This window comes from Haloarcula sp. S1AR25-4, assembly GCF_031624555.1.
In the GTDB taxonomy this organism is placed as follows: Archaea; Halobacteriota; Halobacteria; order Halobacteriales; family Haloarculaceae; genus Haloarcula; species Haloarcula pellucida.
Genome location: NZ_JAMQOR010000001.1, coordinates 1,525,940 through 1,549,360, shown reverse-complemented (window position 1 = coordinate 1,549,360; position 23,421 = coordinate 1,525,940). Strand labels below are relative to the sequence as shown.

The following is a 23,421-nucleotide window of genomic DNA, read 5'->3' as shown; positions in this document are numbered from 1 at the left end:
TCGAACGCCGAGCGGTCGGCCCCTTTCAGTCCCACCCGCCTGGCTGGCCAATCAGCGACAGTATGGCGTTTTCTGGTTCCGAGAACCGAGAGGGGCCCGCGTTCGTGTCGATACGGTCGGTAGTCAATCGACGCGGGAGCAAAGTGGGTCGACGCGGTTGGGCAAGAGAGCGGAAGTGCCGCGCCGGACCCGTCTCAAAACGGGGGCGGCTCAGTCGTCGGCGGGCGTCTCGGCCGTCTCCGTCGGGCCGAGGGGTTCCTCAGGCTTGATGGGGTCACCGGACTCCAGCCCCTTCTCTGCGAGAGCCATGCTCCCCATCACTTCGATGATGAGGCGGTTGGCGAACCCGCTGGTGATACCGCCGTTGTACGAGGAGGTGTCGCTCACGTCGTACTGGGGCGCGACTTCGACCACGTCGAACCCGAAGTCCTCGGGGTCCAGCACCTTGACGACTTCCCGGACCATGTAGATGGCCTCGCGGGGGATGAGGCCGCCGGGTTCGGGTTCGCCGGTGCCCGGACAGTAGGCCGGCTCCATCACGTCGACGTCGAAGGAGACCCAGACGGCGTCGGTCCCGTCGGTCGCTCGCTGGACGGCGTCGGCGACGATGTCGTCCAGGTCCATCCCGCCGACTTCCATCGCGGTGTACCACTTCATGCCGGCGTCGCGCATGTCCTCGTAGGTGTCGGGGCCGGGCCAGAACCCGCGCGGCCCGATGAGCGTGTAGTTCTCGCCGGCCATGATGCCCTCGTCGTAGACGCGCTTGACCCACGCGCCGTGGTCGTACTCGAACCCGGTGAGGCCGTCCTCGCCGGTGTCGGCGTGACAGTCGAAGTGGATGAGGCCGATGTCCTCGTAGCCGTTGGCCTCCGCCCAGCCCTTGATGTCCGGGTAGGAGATGGAGTGGTCGCCGCCGATGACGATGGGGGTGGCCTGCTCGCTGATCTCGTAGACGGCGTCCTCGATGTTCAACTGGCTCTGGCGGGTGTCGCCCGGCGACACGGTGGCGTCGCCGGTGTCGGCCACGCTGAACGTGTCGAACGGGTCCACGCCCGTCTCGATGTTGAAGTGCTCGTACGGTGGGGAGGGCACCGTCGAGGCGGCCCGCACGGCGCGGGGCCCGTAGCGGGTCCCCGGGCGGATGGTCGTCGCCGTGTCCAGCGGCGCGCCGAGGATGCCGACGTCGACGTCCTCCTCGTCGAGTTCGTCCCGGTCGGCCTGCGGGAGTTTGAGGAACGTCGGGATGCCGCTGAAGATGGGTTCGTTCGCCTCTTTGTGCTTGTCGCCGTAGATGTCTTCGCCGTTGCGTTCTTCGGACATGGTAATCGTAGTGTTTCGGCCGCGTTTTCGGCACACTTCGGCCGATGATTGCGACACTACTGGATGGACGTATCGTACTGAAAAGCGTTCCTTCGGATGTGTAATACTCCCTCCGGTGACCATGCGTAGGCATGTACCGTTCGACTCTCATCTAGGTGTTCTAGGACCGTGCGCGGCTGACGGCTGGGTGGCGGCGCCGCTGGTCGGTCGAGCGGCGGAGAAACGGGGGGCGCGTCACTCGCTCGTGACGAGGTCCGGGTCCTCGCGGAACGCGAGGTGCGTCGCGACCGAGAGGCTGTCGCGAGCGTGTCTGGCACTCCGTTCGAGGAGCGTGACCGCTCGCTGGAGGACGAGCAGTGGCTCCGGGCGCTCGGCGGCGAGGTGGTCGTTCGCCGCGGCGACGCACTCGTCGACCCGGTCGAACGCCTCGCGGGCCGTCTCGGTCCCCTCGTAGTCCGGCGTCGTGACGGCCGCTCTGGTCGCACTGGCGGCCTCGTCCAGCGCCTCGGCGAGGTCGGTCACGACCTCAGCCGTGGTCGCGTCGGGAACCGTGCCGTCGCCCTCGGCCGCGAGCGTCGCTATCTCGACGGCCACGTCAGCCATCAATACGACGTCCTGTGCGACCGACCGGTAGCCGATGAGGGGGAATCCAGTCTCCAGCCCGACCGCCTGATTGAGTCGCGGATTCCGGTAGGTCGCGAACACCAGTCGCAAGAACAGGTAGAACAGCTTCTCGACCTGTCCCTTTCGGGCGCTGACTTGCTCGGCGGCCTCAGGGTCCCCGTCCAGTAGCGCGGTCACGGCGTCGCTCCGTATCGCCGCCTCGGTTCGGCTGAGTCGGCCGAGTAACGTCGGCAGGTCGAAGTCGCCGGGCGCGACCGAACAGCGGACGGTGACGGTCGTCTCGGCCTGTTCGACGATGCCAAGCCCCATCAGCCGTCGTTCGGCACCGAGGACGGCGTTGCGGTGTTCGAGGCCGAGCGGCGTCGTCGCCTCGATACGGATGAGCTGGCGGCCGAGGACGTACTGGGTGACGATAGCCCGTTCGAGTGCGTCACTGGTCAGCGCGTCCGCGTCGACGGTCGCTTCCACGTCCGCTATCGACGGCTGTTCGGGGACCAGCAGCAGCGACCCGCCGTTCTCGTCGCGTTGGACGATTATCTCGTCACCTTTCTCGATGTCGTGGTGCCGGGCCCACTCTGCGGGGACGGTCACAGCCAACGTCGAGGAGCCGAGTTGCTGGACCTTCCGCTTCATCCGGACGGCGTCGGGAGTCACAGCCCGGCACACCCGCCGAGAACGCGTGGTTCGACTTCGTTCACTTCCATCTGTATGCACTGTCGAAACTGCAACTTATTCCGACTTATGGTAGACACAATACGTGGCAAATTCCGAACTGGCGGACGAACGTTCGCTACCCTATCGCGAGGACGACGGCGAGGGTCACACCGAGGAGGACGACGAGGAGGCCCAGGCCGAACAGGAAGAACCGGTCGGCGGGTGAGTAGTCAGTCATCCTCTTCGCCACCGGCGACGATGGCCCGCTGTTGCCGTCCCGTGACGCTGTGGGTCGGGTAGTCGTCTTTCGTCAGGAACGCGACGGTGAGGAAGACGGTCAGGCCGACCAGCGGCGCGATGAACGTCACCAGTCCGTCCCACCCGGCCGGCACGAGACTGTTCTCGACGTACAGCAGGTTGTTCGGGATAGCGTACGTCGTCGGGATGGTGACGAAGAAGAACAGCCGAGTGAGCGACCCCGAGAGCATCCCCGCCAGCGCGGCGGGTGCCGTCGCCACGTCGGGCTTGTAGATGCCGAACACGAGTGGGACCAGCAGCCCGGCGAAGGCCACGTCGAACGCCAACACTAGCAACATCCCGGTCGCGCTCACCTGGATGGCGAAGAACGCCCCGAGGATCGTGATGGGGACGGCCATCACCCGCGTCGCCGCGAGCAGTTTGTCCGACCCCTTGCTGAGGAAGCCGGAGCCGTCGGCCTCGACGCCCTCGCCGGGCGAGTCCTCGTCGCGGATGCCCAGCACGTTCCGGGCCAGTGCGGCCGACGTGCCGAGGATAGCCCCGTCACCGGTCGACAGCGACGCGGCGACGATACCGGCCAGTACGAGGACGGCCAGCCACGACGGCACTGCCTCCTGCAGGAGGACGTAGAGGACGGCCTGATTGCCGGCCTCGACGCCGATGGACGAGAGGATGCTGTTGGCCGACAGCGCCACGATGGAGAACGGGATGCCGATGACGAGCGTCCCCGCGGAGCCGGCGAAACAGGCTTTCTGTGCCGTCTCCGGGCTCTCGGCGGCGAACACACGCTCCATGAAGTCGATGGCGACGATGTCACCCAGCGCCAGCGCGAAGATGGTCGCGAGGTTTATCCACGACCCGGCGGAGTTGTCGAAGGGATTTATCTGGACGACTGCCGTCGGCCCCATCCCCTCCGGGATGGTGATGCCGTACGTCGTCGCGACGTAGACGATGAGGGCGATAGAGCCCGCGAGCGCGACGACGGCCTGAATCACGTCGGTGTAGGCCACGGCGAACAGGCCACCCGCGATAGTGTAGAGGAACACCACCGCGGAGATGATGAGCACGCCCTGCACGAACGTGGTGCCCATGAACGTCTGGAAGAGGAACCCGCCGGCGACGAGGTTCCCACCCAGCAGGAGGGAGAACGACAGCACCATGATGAGCGACGCGATGACTTCGGTCACCCGGCCGTACTTCCGGCGGTAGAAGTCCGGGAGCGTCATCAGGTCCATCCGGTTCATCGGTTTCGCGAAGAACAGCCCGGTGAGGAACAGACACCCGGCGAGGCCGATGGGGAGTGCCGCACCGGCCCAGAACCCGAAACTGGCGGTGAGGTCCGTATTCCCCAGCGTCGCGTTCGCGTCCAGCGACTGTGCCATCAGCGTCGCCGCCGCCAGTGGCAGTACCAGTCCCCGACCGGCGACGATGTAGTTGACGCTGTCGCCCTCTATCTTCTTGGCGACGTAGAGGCCGACGCCCATCGTCACCAGAATCATCGCGACCAGTCCGTAGAGGATGACGCTCACCGACCGACACCCCCATTACAGAACGTCCAGTTGTGTCGGCAGTCAGTGCCCGATTCGGCTATTCCGAGACGGATTCCGTCGGCGTTCGTACGCATAGTTGGGACAGAAGTTGAGAACCGACCACCACAAAAAGGGCTTACCCTGACATTGTTTACCGTCTGGGATTGACGACCAACGTACACCCACTGTTCGAACTAATAGATGGATGTACGAACAGTCTGAGGGGGGTACTTCTCTCCCTAGCGTCTTTAGAGAATATAAGGATTTGAGCGTCCGGTGACACCACTCAGACGAGTCGTGGAAGGCGTTCGCGCCCGACGGCCGCCGACTCTTCGGCCGTCTCGACGGGGACCTCCTGCCAGTTGAACAGCGCTCGACGGAACAGTCGATAACTGTACGGGTCGCCGTGGGGTGCGAACACCACGAGTGCCAGCGAATCGGGAATGTTGCGCCGGTCGACGCCCGTCAGTCCGGAGGGCGTCGACGCGGACGTGTGGGAGTGATAGAACACGCGCGGCGACGGGGGGACGGCGTCGGTGGCCGTCGAGACGAACCGTCGCCGTGGCGTTTCGGCCTCGTTGTCGAGTGCGACGTGCGTCGTGGCGTACAGGCGGCCGTCGCGACGCTCACAGCCCAGAAAGCCGCCGGCCTCGTGCGGGTGGGCCGTCCGCACGTCGTCGGCTATCGCCGCTCGTACCGCTTGGGGAACGACGAGCGCGCTGGGCCGACGGACCGCGTACACAGTGGATAACCGCTACGGCAGGAAGACATAGGTACGTTTCGAACGGCGGTGAAGTAACGAGCCCTCAGACGGCCAGATACTCGGCGATGGCGTCCTCGTCGGCCAGCGTCGTCGGGCCGACTTCGTCGACGATTTCGCCGCGCTCCATCGCGTAACAGCGGTCGGCCATCTCCCGGATGACCCCGAGGTTCTGCTCGACGAACAGAATCGTCGTCCCGAGGTCGTCGTTGATGGCCTGCATGTCGCGGCTGATCTGGTCGACGATGGAGGGCTGGATGCCCTCGCTCGGTTCGTCGAGCAAGAGAAGGTCCGGATTCGACACGAGCGCCCGCGCGATGGCGAGCATCTGTTGCTGGCCGCCCGAGAGCGTGCCGGCCTGCTGGTCGGCGCGTTCCGCCAAGACCGGGAAGTAGTCGTAAATCTGGTCGTACAGCGTCTGCTCGCTGTCGGCGTTGACCGTCTCGCCCATCCGGACGTTCTGCTCGACGGTCAGTTTCGGAAACACGTCCCGGCCCTGCGGGATGTAGCCCATCCCGGCGCGAGCGCGCTCGTCGGCGGGCGCGTCGGTCACGTCTGCGCCGGCGTAGCTGATAGTCCCGCTCGACGGTTCGAGCAGGCCGATGATGGTCTTCATCAGCGTCGTCTTGCCGACGCCGTTTTTCCCCATCACGCCGACGATCTCGCCCTCCTCGACCGAGAGGTCCACGTCCCGGAGGATTGGCGTCGAGTCGTAGGCTGCGGTGACGCCGTCCAGTTCCAGCATCAGTGCTCACCTCCGAGGTAGATGCGCTGGACCTCGGGGTCTGACTCGATGGCCTCGATGGGGCCCTCGCGGAATATCTCGCCGTTGTGGAGCACGGTCACCTCGTCGGCGATGTTCGCGACGAACTCCGTGTCGTGTTCGATGACGACGAAGGCGATGCCCTCCGCCTCGTTGAGGCGGGTGACGCGCTCGGCGATGGCCTCGCGTTCGGCCACGTCGAGTCCCGCGACCGGTTCGTCCAGCAGGAGGAGGTCCGGTTCGAGCGCGGCGGCCATCCCGATTTCGAGTTGCTGTTGCTGGCCGTGGGAGAGTTGGCTCGCGTCGACGTGTTCGTAGCCCGCGAGGCCGGCGGCCTCGATGGCGTCGTCGACCCGCCGACGCCGCTCGTCGCCGTCGGCGAACCGCTGAATGGGGAGGCGAGCGTTCTCACGCACCGTCAGGTCGCCGTACACCGACGGCACCTGAAACTTCATGCTGATACCTTTACGGACTCGCTGGTGGGGGTCGAGGTCGGTGACGTCGTGACCGTCGTAGTAGATACTCCCGCCCGAGGCGTCGTAGGTGCCGGTGACGAGGTTCAGCAGCGTCGACTTCCCGGCGCCGTTGGGGCCGATGAGACACCGCAACTCGCCCTCGGCGACCGAGAAGTCCACCTCGTCGGTGGCGGTAAAGCCGCCGAACTCCTTGCGGAGGTCCTCGGTCTGTAACAGCGTGTCCGTTCGGTCGCCCGTCGCCAGTTCCGCGGCCGTCTGGCGGACGTTCGGTCCGCCGGATGCGTCTTGGTTCGTACTCATCAGTCGCTCACCTCTGCCGACGCCTCAGGCGGTTCCGGAGTAGCGCCGTCGCTTCGCATCTCGACGTAGGTCCGGTGGACCCACGGGACGATACCGCCGGGGAGGCCGAGGATGAACACCAGCAAGAGGACGCCGACGATGACGAACGCCAGTTCGCCGCCCAGCGAGTTCCGCAGGAACTCGATGCCGACGGTGGCCGTCACCGCGCCCAGCAGGGTCTTGCGGCCGCCGACGCTCACCCAGATGACCGGCAGGGAGGCGAACGTCAACTCGAACACGCCCGGACTCATGTAGTTGCCCCACGCGGCGTACAGCACGCCCGAGAGGCCCGCCAGCGCGCCGCCCAGCGTGAACACGGCGAGTTTCACGCGCTCGACGTCGTAGCCGAACATCCGGGTGCGGTCCTCGTCCTCTCGGACCGCGACCATCACGCGGCCGTAGTCCGAGTTGACGAGCGCCCGCAGACCCAGATACGTCGCCACGAGCAGCCCCAACACGAGGTAGTAGAAGGTCATGCTGCTGAACGTAATCGACGCGCCGCCGACGCCAAAGGCGAGGTTCGGGATGGTCGGCATCCCGTTGAACCCGCCCAGCGCCGCCTCGCCGATGGTCCACTCGTCGCCGGCCGTCTGGGCCATGAACGTGTGCAAGACGAGCGTCGAGACGAGGGTGATGATGGTGACGTAGACGTTACGCACGCCCCCGTAGAACATGAAATAGCCCAGCACGAACGCCATCAGCGCGCCGCCGAAGACGCCGACGAGGAACGCGCCGGTGATGCCCGCCGGCGTGGCGAAGTTCACCGAGACGACGCCGAACGTGTAGCCGGCGACGCCGAAAAAGACCACCTGTCCGAAGGAGAGGACGCCCGCGTAGCCCCACACGACCGACAGCGAGAGGCCGAGGAAGGCGTACACCAGAAACAGCGAGAACCGCGAGGCCTGATACGACCCGACGACGAACGGGTACGCCGCCAGCGCGAGGACGGCCACGAGGAAGCCGACCCAGAACCCGCGGGAGTTCCCGACGGTGTTGGGGCCCTCGAAGCGACTGCGGAGGCCGGCGAGGGCGCCGTTGTCGCCGGCGTCTGCCGGACCAGCGCCGCTCGTTTCCGTCGCCATCTACGCGCCCTCCTGTCTGCGTTCCCGAAGCGTCTCGACGAAGCCAGTGATGCCGTCCGGCAGGAACCGGATCATCACGATGGCGGTCACGAGCAGCGCGATGCGCCCGAAGAACGTCCCGAGAACGTTCGAGACGGTGGCGTTGATAGCGCCCAGCAGGCCGCCGGCCAGCGTCGTCCCCAGCACCACGCTGGGGCCGCCGACGACGACGGCGACGAACGCCTCGACGAGGAACGAACTGCCCAGCCCGGGGACCATCGTGATGGTCGGGGCGTACAGCGCGCCCGTCAGGCCGGCCAGTCCGGACCCGATAGCGAACGTCGTCATGTAGGTGCGTTCGGTGTCGACGCCCAGCGCTCGGGCGGTGTCCTCGTCCTGAATCGTCGCGCGGGCGCGCATCCCGTACTCGGTGCGGGTGAACACGTAGTAGGTCAGTGCCAGCACGCCCAGTGCGACGGCGGCGAGCATGACGCGATACGTCGAGTACGAGAAGCCGCTGTAGGCGATGTTGCCAAGCGGCGTCCCGATCTGGTCCAGCGAGTTGCCCAGCGTGATGCGGACGCCCTGGACCATGATGAGCGAGAGCCCCCACGTCGCGACCATCGAGTCGGCGAGTCGGTCGTACAGCGGTTCGATGACTTTGCGGCCGAGGAACCGCTGACTGAGAGCGTTCGGGACGGTGCCCGAGATGACGACTCGTTCGACGACGAGGCCGAAGCCGGCCGTCACGAGGACGCCGACCAGCATCGCGGCGGGAAGCGGGAGGCCCGCGCGGATGTTCGCCAGCGTCGTCGCGTACGCGCCGACCATGATGAACTCGCCGTGGGCGAGGTTGATGACGCCCATGATGCCGAAGATGATGGCCAACCCCGCCGCCGCCAGCACGATAAAGGCGAAGCTATCGAGGAACTGGAACAGGAGGTTGAGCCCGTTGACCATGCTATCCGGCCTCCTCGTAGAAGTCCTGCGGGGTGTACTGCGTCTCCTCGTCCTCTTGGGTGAGGTCACAGCCGACCGTCTCCGAGAGGAACGTCTCCGGGATGACCCGGTCGTCGACGGCCTCGACGTTGTGCTGGTCGTCGGCGCGCATGACCCACATGTGGTGGTCGACGTGGTGGGTCGCGCCGTCGAGTTTGATGGACTCGCCGTCCGGGGCTTCGGGGGCCTCGTAGGTGATACCCGATTCGAGGGCTTCCCTCACTTCCGGCTGTTCGGTCGTCCCGGCCTGCTCGACGGCCTTCTTGTACATGTAGATGGAGAAGTAGTTGTTCTCCGCCTCCTCGTTGAGGTAGGGGGCGTCCGGGAACTTCTCGTAGTAGCGGTCGACGAAGCCGCCCTCGCTCGTGTTGCGGTTCGTCGGAATCTCCTCCATGTAGTTGACCCCGGCGTAGATGTTGGCCATCGCGGGCGGGTCCAGCCGACGGTGTTCGTACCCCTGTGCCATCGCCGTCGAGGTGCCGATGGGGACGTCGAGGCCGGCGGAGGCCTTCTGCTCGTAGAAGGAGGTGTGGTTCGCGCCGACGAGCATCGACATCACGAAGTCGGGTTCGGCCGACTGGATGCGGTTGATTGTCGACCCGAACTGGGAGTTCGACAGCGGGATGAACTCCTCGCCGATGACCTCGGCGTCGTTCTCGTCGGCCAGTACCTTGACCCAGTCGGCCGATAGCTGACCGAAGTTGTAGTCCGCGGCGATAGTGTAGATTTTGGGCCCGTACTCCTCGACGAGGTACGGGAGGACGCTCCCCAACTGCTGGCGGGCCGTCGGCCCGACGGCGAAGACGTTCTTATCACAGACGCCGCCCTCGTACTGGGTCGTGTAGAAGTACAACTGGTCTTCGCGGTCGATGATGGGGCGGATGGCCTCACGCGTCGCGGAGGAGTAGCCGGCCCACAGCGCGTCGACGTTTTTCTGGTTGATGGCCCGGCGAGTGAGTTCCTGATAGCGCTGGTTGTCGGATTGGGGATCCGGGTCGAACACCTCTATCTGCTTGCCGTCGATGCCGCCGTCGTTGTTTATCTCCTCGATGGCCAGCATCGACGCCTTGTGTTTCGGGTCGCCGACCAGCGCGAAGTTGCCCGACCGGTCTTCGAGTACACCGAGCGTGAGCGTGTCGTCACCCGAGGCCGACCCGCCGGAACACCCGGCCAGTGCGGTGCCGGCCAGCGCCGCCGACGAGGCGAGGAAGCCACGCCGATTCGTGAGGCCGTCGGTCATACGTTTGCCTCCGAAGATGGGGCAGAATCGTTCACCTTAATGACGGCTTTAGTGTACGTACCAACACGTTTCTCGCTGATACTCGGACGTTCGTCCATGATTTCGTTCACGTCCTTCCCCTTCAGCAGTACGTAAATAAGGTTTACTCATCCAATCTTATACTCTCCTTCATATCGTGTGGGGAGTATAAGGATGTGTTAGGACAGGGAAGAAAACGAGATGTACGAACGATTCGGGGCGATAATCTTGCAAATCTACAAACTTTCCGGATGGCGAGCGCGGAGGCGGAAAATGGTGCCGCGAACTGTCCTACTCGTCGACGACGACGACTTTCACCTGCTGGACGCCGCTGAGTGCGCGGAGTCGGTTGGCGAGTTCCGTGATCTCGCTGGCCGCCCCCTCGACGACGAGCGTCTCCATGCAGGTGTCGTGTGAGAGGTGGATGTGCTGGACGGAGGTGATGGCTTCGGCCATCTCGTGTTGGATGGTCTGGAGGTCGTCGGCGATACCGGAGACGTGGTGGTCGTGGACGACCACGATGGTCCCGTGGTGGCGCTCGCCGCCGCTGGTCTCCCACTCGTAGTCTGCGAAGAAGTCCCGTAGCGAGTCCCGAATCGCCTCGGACCGACTGGCGTACTCCCAGTCGTCGACGATGCCGTCGAGTCGGTCGACCATCGACGCCGGGAGCGTGAGGCTGATGCGGTCGATGTCGTCGGTCATACTCCGGCGTACGACGGTGGGGCTAATATGGCTGGCCACCCCGCCGCCGACAGTAATACTGCGCGATACAGAAGTATTATTTGTCGCGCTGAGGACCCAACGATATGCACATCCCCGACGGCTACGTGGACCTGTCTATCGCCGTGTTCTGTGCCGTACTCTCCGTCGCGGTCCTCTCTGTCGCCGCCCGACGCGTCGGTGGCGAGGTGTCCGACGCACGCGCGCCGCTGCTCGGCGTCGTGGCCGCTGGCGTCTTCGCCGCACAGATGCTCAACTGGCCCATCCCGGGCGGGACGAGCGCGCACTTCGTCGGCGGCGCGTTCGCCGCAATCCTGCTCGGCCCACATCTGGGCGCGCTCTGTCTCGCCACCGTCGTCACGATTCAGGCGCTCGTCTTCGGCGACGGCGGCCTCGTCGTCCTCGGCGCGAACGTGTTCAACATGGCTATCGTGGAGGTGTACGTCGGCTACGCCGTCTATCGTCTCCTCGCCCCCTACGGCGAGTTCCGCGCGGCCTTCGCCGCCGGATGGCTGGGTATCACCGCCGGGGCGCTCACCGCCGCCGTCCAACTGGGCCTCTCCTCGGCGTTCGAGTACCAACTGCTGACGACGGTGGCTATCATGGGCGTCGGCCACCTCGTCCTCGGCCTCGTCGAGGGTGCTATCACCGCCGTCGTCTACCGCTACCTCGCCCGCGCCCGCCCGGACCTCCGACCGGACGCCGTCTCGGAGGTGGCTGCCGATGCGTGAGTGGCTGCCGAAGGCGCTCGCGCTCTTGCTCGTCCTGACGCTGCTCGCACCGGTGTTCGGGTGGGCGGCCGGACAGGTCGGCTACGCCGAACCGCTGGAGAACGCCGCCGAGGCCACGGGTGCGACGGACGACACCGAGTCCACCGTGAGCGCACCGCTCCCGGACTACGCCGTGCCGGGCCTCGGCAGTGCGATGGGGACGTTCGTCTCGGCCGTCGTCGGGACGGCGCTGACGCTGCTGGCCGCGCTTGTACTCGGCCGACTGCTGGGGGCCGACGCGGATGCGGACTGACCTGCTGGACCGCACCGTCGCGGGTATCGCGACCCGAGCGCGGTGGTTCCTGCTGGCCGAGGACGTCCCCGACCGACGCGGGTTCCTGCAAGCCGTCGCGCCGAGCGTCAAGCTACTGGGCGTCCTCGCCCTCGTCACGGTCACGGTCGTCCAGCGCGACCTCTCGACTGTCGCCGCGCTGGCGGGCGTGGCTGTCGCGCTCGCCGTCCTCTCCCGGGTGCCGGCCCGGACCTTCTTCGGGCGGGTGACCGGCCCGCCGACGTTCGCGCTGGTCGTCGTCGCGCCACAGGCGGTCCTGATGGGCGGGCCGACGTTCGACTGGGTGCCGCTGTCGGTCGCCGGCGTCGACTACGTCGCGACGTTCACGGTTCGCGTGGCCGCCTGCGTCGGCTTCCTCTCCGTGCTCCTGTTGACGACGCGCTTCGCGGACCTGTTGGCCGCGCTCCGACGCCTCCGTGCGCCGACCGTCGCCGTCTCGCTGCTGGCCATCACCTACCGGTACCTCCTGCTGTTCTTCGCGGAACTCGAACGGATGGTCCGCGCCCGTCGCGGTCGCACGCTCGCGGACCCGAACCTGCGACGGACGTGGCGCGACTCGGGCAACTTCGTCGGAACCTTCCTCCTCCGGAGCCTCGAACGCGGCGAGCGCGTCCAGCGGGCCGCCCGCGCCCGCGGTGGCACGGGGACGACGCCGGTCCGGTCGCGCGACTCTCTGTCTACCGCCGACGCCGCCTTCGGTCTGGTCGTCCTCGCCACCGTCGCCGGGGTGGGACTCGCGTGACCGCTCTCGACGCGACCGGCCTGCGCTACGCCTACCCGGACGGGACCCTCGCCGTCGACGGCGTCGACGTGACCGTCGAGGCGGGCGAACGGGTCGCCCTCCTCGGGCCCAACGGCGCCGGTAAGAGCACGCTCCTCCAGTTGCTCGGCGGCCTCGTCGACCCCGACGCCGGGACGGTCCGGTACTTCGGCGAGACGACCGACGCCGACGCGGTCCGGGACCGCCTGAGCGTCCTCACGCAGAACCCCGCGGACTACCTGTTCAACCCCACCGTCAGGGAGGACCTCGCCTACGGCCCGAGCCAGCAGGACCTCTCGGCCGTGGAGGTCGACCGGCGCGTCGAGCGCGTGGCCGACCAGTTAGACCTCGGGGACCTCCTGTCGAAGCCGCCGTTCCGCCTCAGCGGCGGCGAACAGCGACGGGCCGCACTGGCGAGTGCGCTGACCGTCGAACCCGCCGTCCTGTTGCTGGACGAACCGGTGAGCAACGTCGACGCGGCCAACCGCGCCGAGGTACTGTCCCTGCTGTCGGCCCTCTCAGCGGACGGCGTCACCCTCGTCACGTCGACGCCCGATACGGAACTGGTCCCGCACGTCGCAGACCGCGTGGTGCTGCTCGACGCCGCTGGCGAGGTGGCCGCGACGGGACCGACCCGCGAGATACTGACCGACACCGACCTGTTGACCGACTGTAATCTCCGCCCGCCGCAGGTCGTTCGCCTCTTCGACGGCCGCGAGGACGTGCCGTTGACAGTTGCCGAGGCGCGGGCCCGACTCGGCGACTGATTGTGGACGAACGTCCAGACGACCGTCACCAAGGACTACATACTGGTGAAAGTAAAGAACTGAGCGGCGCTATTTGCGCCGAGAGGAAGTTGCTTATCACGGCTGTCCAAACGAGGACGCATATGTTGGACAAACAGTCGGAAACGACCACGGGACGGGGGTCGTCGTGACCGAGGGCCTCGTTCCCGGCGAAGTCGTCGCCGGCGAGGGGACCGTGACGCTGAACGAGGGTCGCGAGACGACGGAGGTGACCGTCGGCAACACCGGCGACCGCCCGATACAGGTCGGGTCGCACTTCCACTTCTTCGAGGCCAACGCCGCGCTGGCGTTCGACCGCCGCGCGGCCTTCGGGATGCGACTGAACATCCCCGCGGGCACGGCCGTCCGGTTCGAACCCGGCGACGAGCAGACCGTCGAACTCGTCGCCATCGGCGGCAAGCGCGTCGCCCACGGGATGAACGGGATGGTCAACGGAAGTGTGAGCGAGGCGCGCTCGGAGAGCGGGCCTCGGGAAGGCGAGCGGGAAGCGAACGCGACCCGCGAGACGAGGCTGAGCGAGGCGCTGGAGCGATTGCGCGCGGCCGGGTTCCGTGACACGGGGGCCGAAGACGACGACGCGGAGGCCGAGGAATGACCCGCGACATCGACCGCGAGGCCTACGCCGAACTGTACGGCCCGACGGAGGGCGACAAGGTCCGTCTGGGCGACACCGAACTGTTCGCCGAAGTCGAGGAGGACCTCCGGACACACGGTGACGAGGCCGTCTTCGGCGGCGGGAAGACGCTTCGCGACGGCCTCGGGCAGGCCCCCGGCGTCACACAGGAGGAGGGCGCCATGGACTGGGTGCTGACCAACGCGACGATCATCGACCCCGCCCTCGGGATTATCGCCGCCGACATCGGCATCAGAAACGGCGAGATAGCGGGCATCGGGAAGGCCGGCAACCCGGACACGATGGACGGCGTCGACATGGTCGTCGGCCCGTCGACGGACGTCTACCCCTGCGAGGGGAAAATCGCGACCGCCGGGGCGCTGGACATCCACGTCCACTGGAACTCCGCGCAACTCCACGAACACGCCCTCTCGGGCGGCATCACGACGATGCTCGGCGGCGGCTACGGCGGCGGCGCGACCACCTGTACGACCGGTCCCGAGAACGTCAAACGACACCTGCAAGCCGCCGAGGCGTGGCCGGTCAACGTCGGGTTCTACGGCAAGGGCAACGCCTCGGACCCGGAACCGCTACGCGAGCAGATCGAGGCCGGGGCCTGCACCCTGAAACTCCACGAGGACTGGGGGTCGATGCCAGAGGCCATCGACACGTGTCTGGACGTCGCCGAGGAGGAGGACGTGCAGGTCTGCATGCACACGGACACGCTGAACGAGGCCGGGTTCGTCGAGAACACCTTCGACGCCGTCGACGGCCGGACGATGCACCTGTTCCACATCGAGGGCGCCGGCGGGGGCCACGCGCCGGACATCATGGAGATGGTCGGCCAACCGAACATGCTACCCTCGTCGACGAACCCCTCGATGCCGTACACCGACAACACGTTCGACGAACACCTGGACATGGTGATGGTGTGTCACCATCTGAACCCCGACGTGCCCGAAGACGTGGCCTTCGCCGAGTCCCGCGTGCGCGCGGAGACCATCGCCGCCGAGGACGTCCTCCACGACATGGGCGCCATCTCGATGATGACCACCGACTCACAGGCGATGGGCCGGATGGCCGAACTCGTCCCGCGGACGTGGCAGACGGCCTCGAAGATGAAGTCCCAGCGCGGCCCCCTCCCCGAGGACGAGGGGACCGGCGCCGACAACTTCCGCATCAAACGCTATATCGCGAAGTACACCGTCAACCCCGCCATCTCGGCCGGCATCGAACCGTACGTCGGGACGCTCGAACCCGGCAAGATGGCCGACGTGGTGCTGTGGGACCCCGCGTTCTTCGGTATCAAGCCCGCGATGACGTTCAAAGGTGGGTTCCCGGTCCACTCGGAGATGGGCGAGGCCAACGGGTCGCTGATGACCTGTGAGCCCATCGTCCAGCGCGAACGCGCCGGGGCCGTCGGCAAGGCCAAACACGCGCTCTCGCTGTCGTTCGTCTCGCCGGCCGCCGCCGAACGCGGCGTCGGCGAGGAGTACGGCCTCGACACCCCCGTCGTCCCCGTGGAGGGCACCCGCACGCCCGGCAAGGACGACATGGTGTACAACGACTACTGTCCCGACGACATCGAGGTCGACCCCGAGACGTTCGAGGTACAGGTCGACGGCGAACACGTCACCTGCGAACCGTCCTCCGAACTGCCACTCGCACAGCGGTACATGCTATGAAACTCACAGCCAAAGAGCAGGAACGACTCACCGTCTTCACCGCCGCAGAGGTCGCGCGACGCCGCAAAGAGCGCGGCGTCCCGCTGAACCACCCCGAGGCCGTCGCCTACATCAGCGACTGGTGTATCGAACGGGGCCGTGACGGCCAGTCGGTCGCCGAGATTCGCTCCGGCGCCTCTCAACTGCTGGGCCGCGAGGACGTGATGGAGGGCGTCCCGGAGATGATCGACATGATTCAGGTCGAACCGGTGTTCCCCGACGGGACGAAACTCGTCACGGTCCACGACCCCATCCGCTCGGATAGCGTGGGAACGGCCGAGGCCGAGAGCGAGGAGACGGCCGCGGACGGCGGCGAGGGTGACCAATCATGAGTCTGACCCACCGCGACGTCGCGACGGTCGGTATCGGCGGCCCGGTCGGGTCCGGAAAGACCTCGCTGCTGACTGAAGTCGTTCCGCGCCTCCGCGAGGAGGGACTGGACGTGGGCGTCATCGCCAACGACATCCTCACCCAAGAGGACGCCGACCGCCTGCGCGAGCGCTTTGCCGGCGTCGTCCCCGAGGACCTTGTCGCTGGCGTCGAGACGGGCGCCTGCCCGCACACCGGCATCCGCGAGGACCCGTCGATGAACCTCCAGCAGATAGACGCGTTCCTCGCCGACCACCCGGACCTCGACTTGGTCCTCGTCGAGAGTGGCGGGGACAACCTCGCTGCGACGTTCAACCCCGAACTCGCGGACTACTCGCTGTACGTCATCTCGGTCGCGGAGGGCGACGACATCCCCCGAAAGCGCGGTCCCGGCGTCGTCGACTGCGACTTGCTGGTGGTGAACAAGACGGACCTCGCACCCCACGTCGGGGCCGATTTGGACCTGATGGAACGGGACGCCCGAGAGGTCCGGGACGGCCCGTTCGTCTTCACCAACTGCAAGGCCGAGGAGGGCGTCGACGAGGTGCTCGAACACGTCCGCGAGGGGGTGTTGTTCGCCTGATGGCGACGGACGCGCCGGAGGCGCGAGCGGAGCGAGACGGCGAGGACGCACCACAGGCGCGAGCAGAGCGAGACGCCGAGGACCCGGCAGACGACGCGACCGACACCGATGCTCCACACCCGTCTTTCGAGGCCTACGCCGCCGAGTCGCCGCCGCAGGCCGCCGTCGGCGCGCCGGGCAAGGACGGCGTCCTCGAACTCCGCTTCGCGCCGACCAGCGACGGGACGAAACTCGTCCACGACTACGCGACGGTGCCGTTCCACGTCTCGGGGACGCTGGGCCACGACCCCCATCCCGCGGCCGAGACGGTGTTCCTCCAGTCGCCCACGGGGGGTATCGCACAGGGGGACCGCCACGACGTGACCATCGCCGTCGAGGACGACGCCGTCGCCCACGTCTCCACCCAGAGTTCCACGAAGGTGCAGTCGATGAACGCCAACTACGCCGCCGCCGACACGACGCTCTCGGTCGGTCCCGGCGGCCACCTCGACTACGTGCCGGAACCGACCATCCTGCACGCCGACTCGCGGTACTATCAGGACCTGACGCTGGACCTCGACGCCGGAGCGACGGCAGTCCTCGCCGACGTCGTCGTGCCCGGACGCCTCGCCCGCGGCGAGCGATTCGAGTTCGAGCGGTACCTCTCACGGGTCCGCGCCGAGGGACCGGATGGCCTCCTCTTCGAGGACGCGACCCATCTCACGCCCGCCGACGGAGATCCGACGGCACCGGGCGTCCTCGGTGAGTTCACCGTCTACGGGACCTTGTTCGTCGTCGCGCCCGACAGCGACGCCGCGGCGCTCTCGGACGCCCTGCACGAGACGGTCACCGACGCGGACGCACGGGCCGGCGCGACCGCACTCCCGAACGGGGCCGGCGTCGCCGTGCGCGCACTGGCCGACCGGGCCGAGACGGTCCAGTCGACGCTCCACGCCGCGTGGGACCACGCTCGGCGGGACCTGCTCGACGCACCCGCGCCCTCGGGGAGGAAGTACTGATGCTGGTCGCGGAGACGTATCTGGGCCACGGCGAGGACGCCGACCTCGCGGCCCGACTGGCCGACGCCGACCCCGTCCGCGTGGTCCTCTCGGACATCGAGCGACAGCGCTCTCGGGTTCGCACCGAGTCGACCGAGGGCGAGGACGTCGGCATCGTCGTCGCCCGTGACCTCGCCGACGGCGACGTCCTCGAAACCGACGACGGCACCCTCCTCGTGGTCGAACTCGCCGCTATCGAGGCGCTGGTGCTTTCGTTCGCCGACGCCGATGTCTCGCCGACGGCGGCGCTGGAACTGGGCCACGCGCTGGGCAACCGCCACTGGGACCTCGCGATGCGCGACGGCGAGGCGCTGTTCCCGGTGCCGGACACCCGCGAGCGGATGCTGGCCGCCGTCGGTGACGACCTGCCCGAGGGCGTCGAGACGCGCTTCGAGTCCGTGCCGCCGACGACGTTCGACGACGCCGACCCCGACCACAGTCACGGCGCCGGTAGCCGCGCACACGGCGACCACGGCCATTCCCACGACGGTACCGGACACACCCACGGCGTCCGGACTATCGACGGAGCGGACCGATGAGCGACGACGCGACTCTCGAGGCGTTCCGACTGGCCGACTCCTTCCTCCCGGTCGGCACCTACACCGTCTCCTACGGACTCGAACAGTTCGTCGCCGACGACCGAGTGACCGACGCCGACGACCTCGAAGCGCTCCTCGAAACGTACCTCCGGCGGCAAGTCGGCCCGGCCGAACTGGTGGCGCTCCGTGCGGCCCACGCCGCCGCCAGCGAGGACGATATCGACGCCATCTGCGCGGCCGACCGGCGCCTCGCCGCGGTGACGCTGGCCGCGGAGTTCCGCGAGAGTGCCCAGCAGTCCGGCGACCGCCTGCTGTCGCTCCAACGGGAGTTGCGTGACGACGACCTGCTGGAGCGGTACGCCGAGAGCGTCGCCGCCGACGACGCGCCGGGCAACTACGCCGTCGTCCTCGGCGTCGCTACCGGACTGGCCGGCATCGACGTGCGGCAGGCCTGCCTGCTGTGCTGTCACGGCTTCGTCACCGGATTACTCGGCGCGGCCCAGCGCCTCCTCTCGCTGGGCCACACCGACGCCCAGCGGATTCTGGACGACCTGCGACCGGTGATGGCCGAGGCCGCCGACGACAGCGCGGGACGCTCGATAGACGACATGACGCCCTTCGCGCCGCTGGTCGACGTCCTCGCCGCCGACCACGAACGGGCCGAGCGGCGGCTGTTCGCGAGCTGAACGGTCTCAGTCTCCGAAATTGATATCTCTGATGGGGCGCGCGTGTGCCTATCGTCACCACACAGAAACGGCCGACTGCCCGCCGGTCTCCCTTGTCAACTTTCCGGGGCTGTGTACGTCGGGCACGCTCTCAAGTCGACTATTTGCGATATCCGCGAGCACCCGGAGACGCAATGGCAACACAGACTGCGACCGACACCGGACTCGTGCTAGACGACTGGCAGGCCGGTGTCGCCGGTGGTATCGGCGGTGCGACAGTGATGGCGGTACTCATCTCCGTGATGAACGCGGCGGTCCTGAAAGGTGCGATTCCCGGCCTCTACGGTCTCTCGGGAGGTGTCGCGGGGTGGACGGTTCACCTCGCGCACGGCGCCGTCCTCGGCGTCGTCTTCGCGGCGCTCGTCGAATCCGGTCTGGTCGGGCGTTCGACGGGCGCGACGGTCGGACTGGGCGTCCTCTGGGGCGTCGTCACGTGGGTCGCACTCGCCGCCCTCGTGATGCCCGTCTGGCTGAGCGCCGTCGGGTTCCCGATGGCGCCGCCGTTCCCGAACTTCGCGGTGCCGAGTCTGCTGTGGCACGCCGTCTACGGCGGCGTGTTGGGCGTGGCCTACGCGGTGCTTCGCTGAGACAACCGGTGGCTGTCGGCAGGACGATTCTGCGACGCCGTTCTCCGTTTCCAGCAAGACCCAAACCTCTAGCGGGTGACGACTGCGTATGCACGTCGCCGACCTCACGGAGGAACTGGTCGCCATCCCGAGCCACGAGGACGAGTCGGCCGCCGGCGAGTTCGTCGCCTCGTGGCTCCGGGACCACACCGACGCCGCCGTCGAACGCGACGACCACGGCAACGTTATCGCTCGGAAGGGACCGGGGAGCGGCGAATCGCTCGCCCTCGTCGGCCACCACGACGTCGTCCCGCCGGACGAGTCACAGGTGGACGCCGACGGGTCGTACGTCGTCGAAAGACGCGAGGGCCGCATCCACGGTCGGGGCAGTGCCGACATGAAGGGGAGCGTCGCGGCGGCGATGCTGGCGTTCGAGGCGGCCGAGACGCCCGCCGAGGACGAACTCGTCTTCGCCTCCTTCGCCGGCGAGGAACAGGGCGGCGTCGGCTGTCGGGCCGCCATCGAGGACGGCTTTCGGGTGGACTACGCCGTGGTCGGTGAGGGGTCGACGGGCTACTCCGCGCCGGGAATCACCGACGTCGCCGTCGCCCACAAGGGTCGTCGCGGGTCGACTATCGTCGCCGAGGGAACTGCGGCCCACGCCAGCGAACCCGACGCCGGCGAGAACGCCATCTACCGCGCGACGGACGCCGTCGACGTGGTTCGGGACCTCGACTTCCCGTCGACCGAGGTGCTGGGTCACGAACTGTCCGGAAGCGTCGCCGTCACCGAGATCGACGGCGGGTCGGCGTGGAACGTGATTCCGGAGCGCTGTGCGGTGACCGTCGACGAGCGGACGGTTCCGGGCGAGCGCGCGCCACTCGATCGCGTGACGGCCATCGAGGGTGTCTCCCTGCGTGTGGACCAAGACCTCCCGCCGATGGCCTGTGGCGACGCCGACTTCGCCGACGCCGTCCGCGACGCTGCCGCCGCTGCGCAGGACGGTGTGCCCGCACAGGTCGTCAAGCCCCACGCGACCGATGCGGGGTGGCTAGCCGACGCCGGGACGGACTGTGTCGTCGTCGGCGCGGCCGAACCAGGCGAGGCTCACACCGCCGAGGAGAGCGTCTCAATCGACGTGCTAGAGCGGTGCCAGCGCGTCTACGAGAGCGTCGTCGAGTCGTGGCTGGCGTAGCCGGCGACAGATTTCCGCCTACGCTGTCCCTTTAGGAGCGCCGACCCAACGGGGGGATATGGCAACAGCTAGCGAGACAGAGTCGACCTACGAGCAGTTCCTCGACCACGTCAAGCGCCTCCACTACGTCTCCGACGCCGGCGGGGTCCTCCAGTGGGACCAGCAGGTGATGATGCCCAGCGGCGGCACACCCGCCCGCGCCAAGCAGTCTTCTGCCCTCTCGACGCTCCACCACGACCTGCTGACCGACGACCAGTTGGGGGAGTGGCTGGACGAACTGGAGGACGCCGATCTGGACCCCGAACAGGAAGCCGTCGTTCGCGAGGTCCGCCGGGACCACGAGCGAGCGGTGAAGGTCCCCGCCGACCTCGTCGAGCGCATCTCGGAGGCCTCTTCGAACGCCCTCCCCGTCTGGGAGGAGGCCAAGGCCGAGGACGACTTCGAGATGTACGCCGATACGCTCGAAGAGATGGTCGAACTCCGGCGGGAGTACGCCGAGGCAATCGACCCGGACCGGGACCCTTACGAAGTCCTCTTCGAGGAGTACGAACCGTATCTCGGCATCGACACGGCCGAAGACGTGCTGACCCAGTTGCGCGACGAACTGGTCCCGCTCGTCGACGACGTCGCCGACAGCGACGTGACGCTCGCAGACCCCTTCGAGGGGACTTACGACGAGGACGACCAGCACGCCCTCGTCGAGGAAGCGCTGGACACGCTCGGGTACGACTGGGACCACGGCCGCCTCGACACCGCCCCGCACCCGTTCTCGACGGGGACGCAGTTCGACGCCCGCGTGACGACGCGGTTCAAGCCCGACGACCCGATGGACGCCATCGGCTCGACCATCCACGAGTTCGGCCACGCCACCTACACGCTCGGGCTGCCCCAAGAGGCCTACGGGACGCCGCTGGGCGACAACCGCGACCTCTCTGTCCACGAGTCCCAGTCGCGCTTCTGGGAGAACCATATCGGCCGCTCACAGCCGTTCTGGGACCTCTTTACCGACACTGCCAACGAGCATCTGGGTATCGACGCGACGCCGCGGGAGTTCTACGAGGCCGCCAACGAAGTGTACGAGGACAACCTCATCCGGGTCGAGGCAGACGAGTTGACCTACCACATGCACATCGTCCTCCGGTTCGAGATAGAGCGCGACCTGATCCGCGGTGACCTCGCCGTCGAGGACGTCCCCGAAGTCTGGAACGACAAGATGGAGGAGTACCTCGGGGTCCGCCCGGACACCGACGCCGAGGGCTGTCTGCAGGACATCCACTGGACCAACGGCGCGCTGGGGTACTTCCCCACCTACACGCTCGGGTCGGTGCTGGCTGCCCAGTTGGACCACCACCTCCGAGAAGACGTGGGCGACGTGGACTCGCTCGTCCGCGAGGGGGACTTCGACCCCATCCACGACTGGTTGACCGAGAACGTCCACCGCCACGGTGCCCGCTACGAGACGGACGACCTCGTGCAGGAAGCGACGGGCGAGTCGTTCACCGCCGACTACTTCCTCGACTACGCCGACGCGAAGTACCGCGACCTCTACGACTGCTGAGCGCCCCGTTCCTCGAACGCTCGCGTTTTCGTTTTTGATTCTATTGGGTATCGTCTTTTTCAGTGCGTATTCGAATTACAATTCACACATGGGCGACAGTAGCTACGGAGACACGGGCGTTGCAACGGAGACGGGCGTCGACGGGGACATCGACGACGACATCGACGCCGATATCGCCGAGAACATCGACAGACGGGCCGGTTACGACCACGACACCGCGAGCGAGATACAGACACTCATCGCCGAACTGGAGGACTCCTCGGTCGAAATCGCGACCGAGTCGGCCGACATCCGAGAGCGGACGGCCGAGCAGTACGAGGGGATGTCCGAGATCGCCAACGAGGTGTCGAACCTCTCGGCCTCTGTCGAGGAGATCGCGTCCTCCTCCGAGGAGGTGTCGGCGGCGACTCGTGAGGCCACGGAACTCGCCGAACGTGGACAGGGCAACGCAGAAGACGTCCACGAGGCGATGGAACGGATCCAGCGGGCCGCCGACAGCGTCGCCGAGGACGTCCGGACCATCCAGCAGGGCGTCCAGGAGATAGACGAGATCGTCGAAGTCATCAACGACATCGCCGACCAGACGAACATGCTGGCGCTGAACGCCTCTATCGAGGCCGCACGTGCCGGTGAGGCCGGGGAGGGATTCGCCGTCGTCGCCGACGAGGTCAAGAGCCTCGCCGAGGAGTCCCAGGACCAGGCGACCACCATCGAGGAGATGATCGACGGGATTCAAGACGACACGGAGAACGCCGTCGAGAGTCTCGAAGCGAGCAACGAGGAGATAGACGACGGCATCGAGACGGTCGAGGAGTCGACGGAGATTCTCTCGGACATCGACGACGCCGTCCGCGAGGTCAACCACGGTATCGAGGAGGTGGCGACGGCGACTGACGAGCAAGCGGCGTCGACCGAAGAGGTCGCCAGCATGATAGATCAGGCGACCGACGCCGCCGAGGAGATAGCGAACTCGACGGCGGACATAGCCGATGAGGCAGCGGAGCAGACCGACCAGATTGCCAGCATCAACGGGAAGATGGACGACCTCGTCGCCGACCTCCAGCGGAACAACTGATCGCCCTCGTTACACGGCGTTCCCATCCCGTCGTTTATCCTCCCTCGG

Annotated in this window: 25 protein-coding genes; 15 read left to right on the top strand and 10 right to left on the bottom strand. The window is 67.1% G+C overall.

The features are described 5' to 3' along the window. Positions 1–210: 210 nt before the first annotated feature. From NDI85_RS08100 to nikR, 10 genes are all read right to left on the bottom strand, one after another. Positions 211–1,320, bottom strand: coding sequence for an agmatinase family protein (locus NDI85_RS08100; RefSeq protein ID WP_310915466.1), 1,110 nt, complete (start codon positions 1,318–1,320; stop codon positions 211–213). Positions 1,321–1,554: 234 nt separating this feature from the next. Continuing rightward, positions 1,555–2,577 carry a phosphate uptake regulator PhoU gene (locus tag NDI85_RS08095; RefSeq protein ID WP_189001378.1) on the bottom strand — a complete coding sequence of 341 codons (1,023 nt, stop codon included), beginning with the start codon at positions 2,575–2,577 and terminating at the stop codon, positions 1,555–1,557. Positions 2,578–2,828: 251 nt separating this feature from the next. After that, positions 2,829–4,385 (bottom strand): sodium:solute symporter family protein, encoded by a 1,557-nt coding sequence (locus NDI85_RS08090; RefSeq protein ID WP_310915465.1) that lies wholly within the window; start codon positions 4,383–4,385, stop codon positions 2,829–2,831. Positions 4,386–4,671: 286 nt separating this feature from the next. Beyond that, on the bottom strand, positions 4,672–5,127 hold the full coding sequence (locus tag NDI85_RS08085) for a Mov34/MPN/PAD-1 family protein (RefSeq protein WP_310915464.1): 456 nt from the start codon (positions 5,125–5,127) through the stop codon (positions 4,672–4,674). Between the two features lie 64 nt (positions 5,128–5,191). After that, the gene (locus NDI85_RS08080) at positions 5,192–5,890 is read right to left on the bottom strand and encodes an ABC transporter ATP-binding protein (RefSeq protein ID WP_310915463.1); all 699 of its coding nucleotides are present in this window, start codon (positions 5,888–5,890) and stop codon (positions 5,192–5,194) included. Further along, positions 5,890–6,684, bottom strand: coding sequence for an ABC transporter ATP-binding protein (locus tag NDI85_RS08075; RefSeq protein WP_189000797.1), 795 nt, complete (start codon positions 6,682–6,684; stop codon positions 5,890–5,892). The genes NDI85_RS08080 and NDI85_RS08075 overlap by 1 nt, the downstream gene beginning before the upstream one ends. Then, positions 6,684–7,805, bottom strand: a complete 1,122-nt coding sequence (locus NDI85_RS08070) for an ABC transporter permease subunit (RefSeq protein ID WP_310915462.1) — start codon at positions 7,803–7,805, stop codon at positions 6,684–6,686. The genes NDI85_RS08075 and NDI85_RS08070 overlap by 1 nt, the downstream gene beginning before the upstream one ends. Beyond that, positions 7,806–8,744, bottom strand: coding sequence for an urea ABC transporter, permease protein UrtB (gene urtB, locus NDI85_RS08065; RefSeq protein ID WP_189000803.1), 939 nt, complete (start codon positions 8,742–8,744; stop codon positions 7,806–7,808). Between the two features lies 1 nt (position 8,745). Then, entirely contained in the window at positions 8,746–10,023 is a 1,278-nt protein-coding gene (locus tag NDI85_RS08060; protein ID WP_310915461.1) for an urea ABC transporter substrate-binding protein, read from the bottom strand. 309 nt (positions 10,024–10,332) lie between these two features. Next, positions 10,333–10,743 carry a nickel-responsive transcriptional regulator NikR gene (gene nikR, locus NDI85_RS08055; RefSeq protein ID WP_189000808.1) on the bottom strand — a complete coding sequence of 137 codons (411 nt, stop codon included), beginning with the start codon at positions 10,741–10,743 and terminating at the stop codon, positions 10,333–10,335. Positions 10,744–10,847: 104 nt separating this feature from the next. Between nikR and NDI85_RS08050 the strand changes: the two genes are divergently transcribed. From NDI85_RS08050 to NDI85_RS07980, 15 genes are all read left to right on the top strand, one after another. Continuing rightward, positions 10,848–11,492: an energy-coupling factor ABC transporter permease gene (locus NDI85_RS08050; RefSeq protein ID WP_189000811.1), complete on the top strand. Its 645-nt coding sequence runs from the start codon at positions 10,848–10,850 to the stop codon at positions 11,490–11,492. After that, positions 11,485–11,784 (top strand): PDGLE domain-containing protein, encoded by a 300-nt coding sequence (locus tag NDI85_RS08045; protein WP_310915460.1) that lies wholly within the window; start codon positions 11,485–11,487, stop codon positions 11,782–11,784. Before NDI85_RS08050 ends, NDI85_RS08045 begins: the two co-directional genes overlap by 8 nt. Continuing rightward, on the top strand, positions 11,774–12,565 hold the full coding sequence (cbiQ, locus tag NDI85_RS08040; RefSeq protein WP_310915459.1) for a cobalt ECF transporter T component CbiQ: 792 nt from the start codon (positions 11,774–11,776) through the stop codon (positions 12,563–12,565). Before NDI85_RS08045 ends, cbiQ begins: the two co-directional genes overlap by 11 nt. Continuing rightward, entirely contained in the window at positions 12,562–13,350 is a 789-nt protein-coding gene (locus NDI85_RS08035; RefSeq protein ID WP_310915458.1) for an ABC transporter ATP-binding protein, read from the top strand. The genes cbiQ and NDI85_RS08035 overlap by 4 nt, the downstream gene beginning before the upstream one ends. Before the next feature lie 166 nt (positions 13,351–13,516). Continuing rightward, the gene (locus tag NDI85_RS08030; protein ID WP_310915457.1) at positions 13,517–13,984 is read left to right on the top strand and encodes an urease subunit beta; all 468 of its coding nucleotides are present in this window, start codon (positions 13,517–13,519) and stop codon (positions 13,982–13,984) included. Next, positions 13,981–15,687: an urease subunit alpha gene (ureC, locus tag NDI85_RS08025; protein WP_310915456.1), complete on the top strand. Its 1,707-nt coding sequence runs from the start codon at positions 13,981–13,983 to the stop codon at positions 15,685–15,687. The genes NDI85_RS08030 and ureC overlap by 4 nt, the downstream gene beginning before the upstream one ends. Beyond that, positions 15,684–16,058 (top strand): urease subunit gamma, encoded by a 375-nt coding sequence (locus NDI85_RS08020; RefSeq protein WP_310915455.1) that lies wholly within the window; start codon positions 15,684–15,686, stop codon positions 16,056–16,058. Before ureC ends, NDI85_RS08020 begins: the two co-directional genes overlap by 4 nt. Continuing rightward, positions 16,055–16,678: an urease accessory protein UreG gene (gene ureG / locus NDI85_RS08015; protein WP_310915454.1), complete on the top strand. Its 624-nt coding sequence runs from the start codon at positions 16,055–16,057 to the stop codon at positions 16,676–16,678. Before NDI85_RS08020 ends, ureG begins: the two co-directional genes overlap by 4 nt. Continuing rightward, positions 16,678–17,676 (top strand): urease accessory protein UreD, encoded by a 999-nt coding sequence (locus NDI85_RS08010; protein WP_310915453.1) that lies wholly within the window; start codon positions 16,678–16,680, stop codon positions 17,674–17,676. Before ureG ends, NDI85_RS08010 begins: the two co-directional genes overlap by 1 nt. Further along, positions 17,676–18,254, top strand: coding sequence for an urease accessory protein UreE (locus tag NDI85_RS08005; protein ID WP_310915452.1), 579 nt, complete (start codon positions 17,676–17,678; stop codon positions 18,252–18,254). The genes NDI85_RS08010 and NDI85_RS08005 overlap by 1 nt, the downstream gene beginning before the upstream one ends. Next, positions 18,251–18,940: an urease accessory protein UreF gene (locus NDI85_RS08000; protein WP_189000854.1), complete on the top strand. Its 690-nt coding sequence runs from the start codon at positions 18,251–18,253 to the stop codon at positions 18,938–18,940. The genes NDI85_RS08005 and NDI85_RS08000 overlap by 4 nt, the downstream gene beginning before the upstream one ends. 173 nt (positions 18,941–19,113) lie before the next feature. Next, positions 19,114–19,566 carry a histidine kinase gene (locus NDI85_RS07995; protein WP_310915451.1) on the top strand — a complete coding sequence of 151 codons (453 nt, stop codon included), beginning with the start codon at positions 19,114–19,116 and terminating at the stop codon, positions 19,564–19,566. An 88-nt stretch (positions 19,567–19,654) separates the two neighbouring features. Then, on the top strand, positions 19,655–20,740 hold the full coding sequence (locus NDI85_RS07990) for a M20/M25/M40 family metallo-hydrolase (RefSeq protein WP_310915450.1): 1,086 nt from the start codon (positions 19,655–19,657) through the stop codon (positions 20,738–20,740). A gap of 58 nt (positions 20,741–20,798) precedes the next feature. Continuing rightward, positions 20,799–22,298: a carboxypeptidase M32 gene (locus tag NDI85_RS07985; RefSeq protein WP_189000864.1), complete on the top strand. Its 1,500-nt coding sequence runs from the start codon at positions 20,799–20,801 to the stop codon at positions 22,296–22,298. Positions 22,299–22,386: 88 nt separating this feature from the next. Continuing rightward, the gene (locus tag NDI85_RS07980) at positions 22,387–23,373 is read left to right on the top strand and encodes a methyl-accepting chemotaxis protein (RefSeq protein WP_310915449.1); all 987 of its coding nucleotides are present in this window, start codon (positions 22,387–22,389) and stop codon (positions 23,371–23,373) included. Positions 23,374–23,421: the final 48 nt, after the last annotated feature.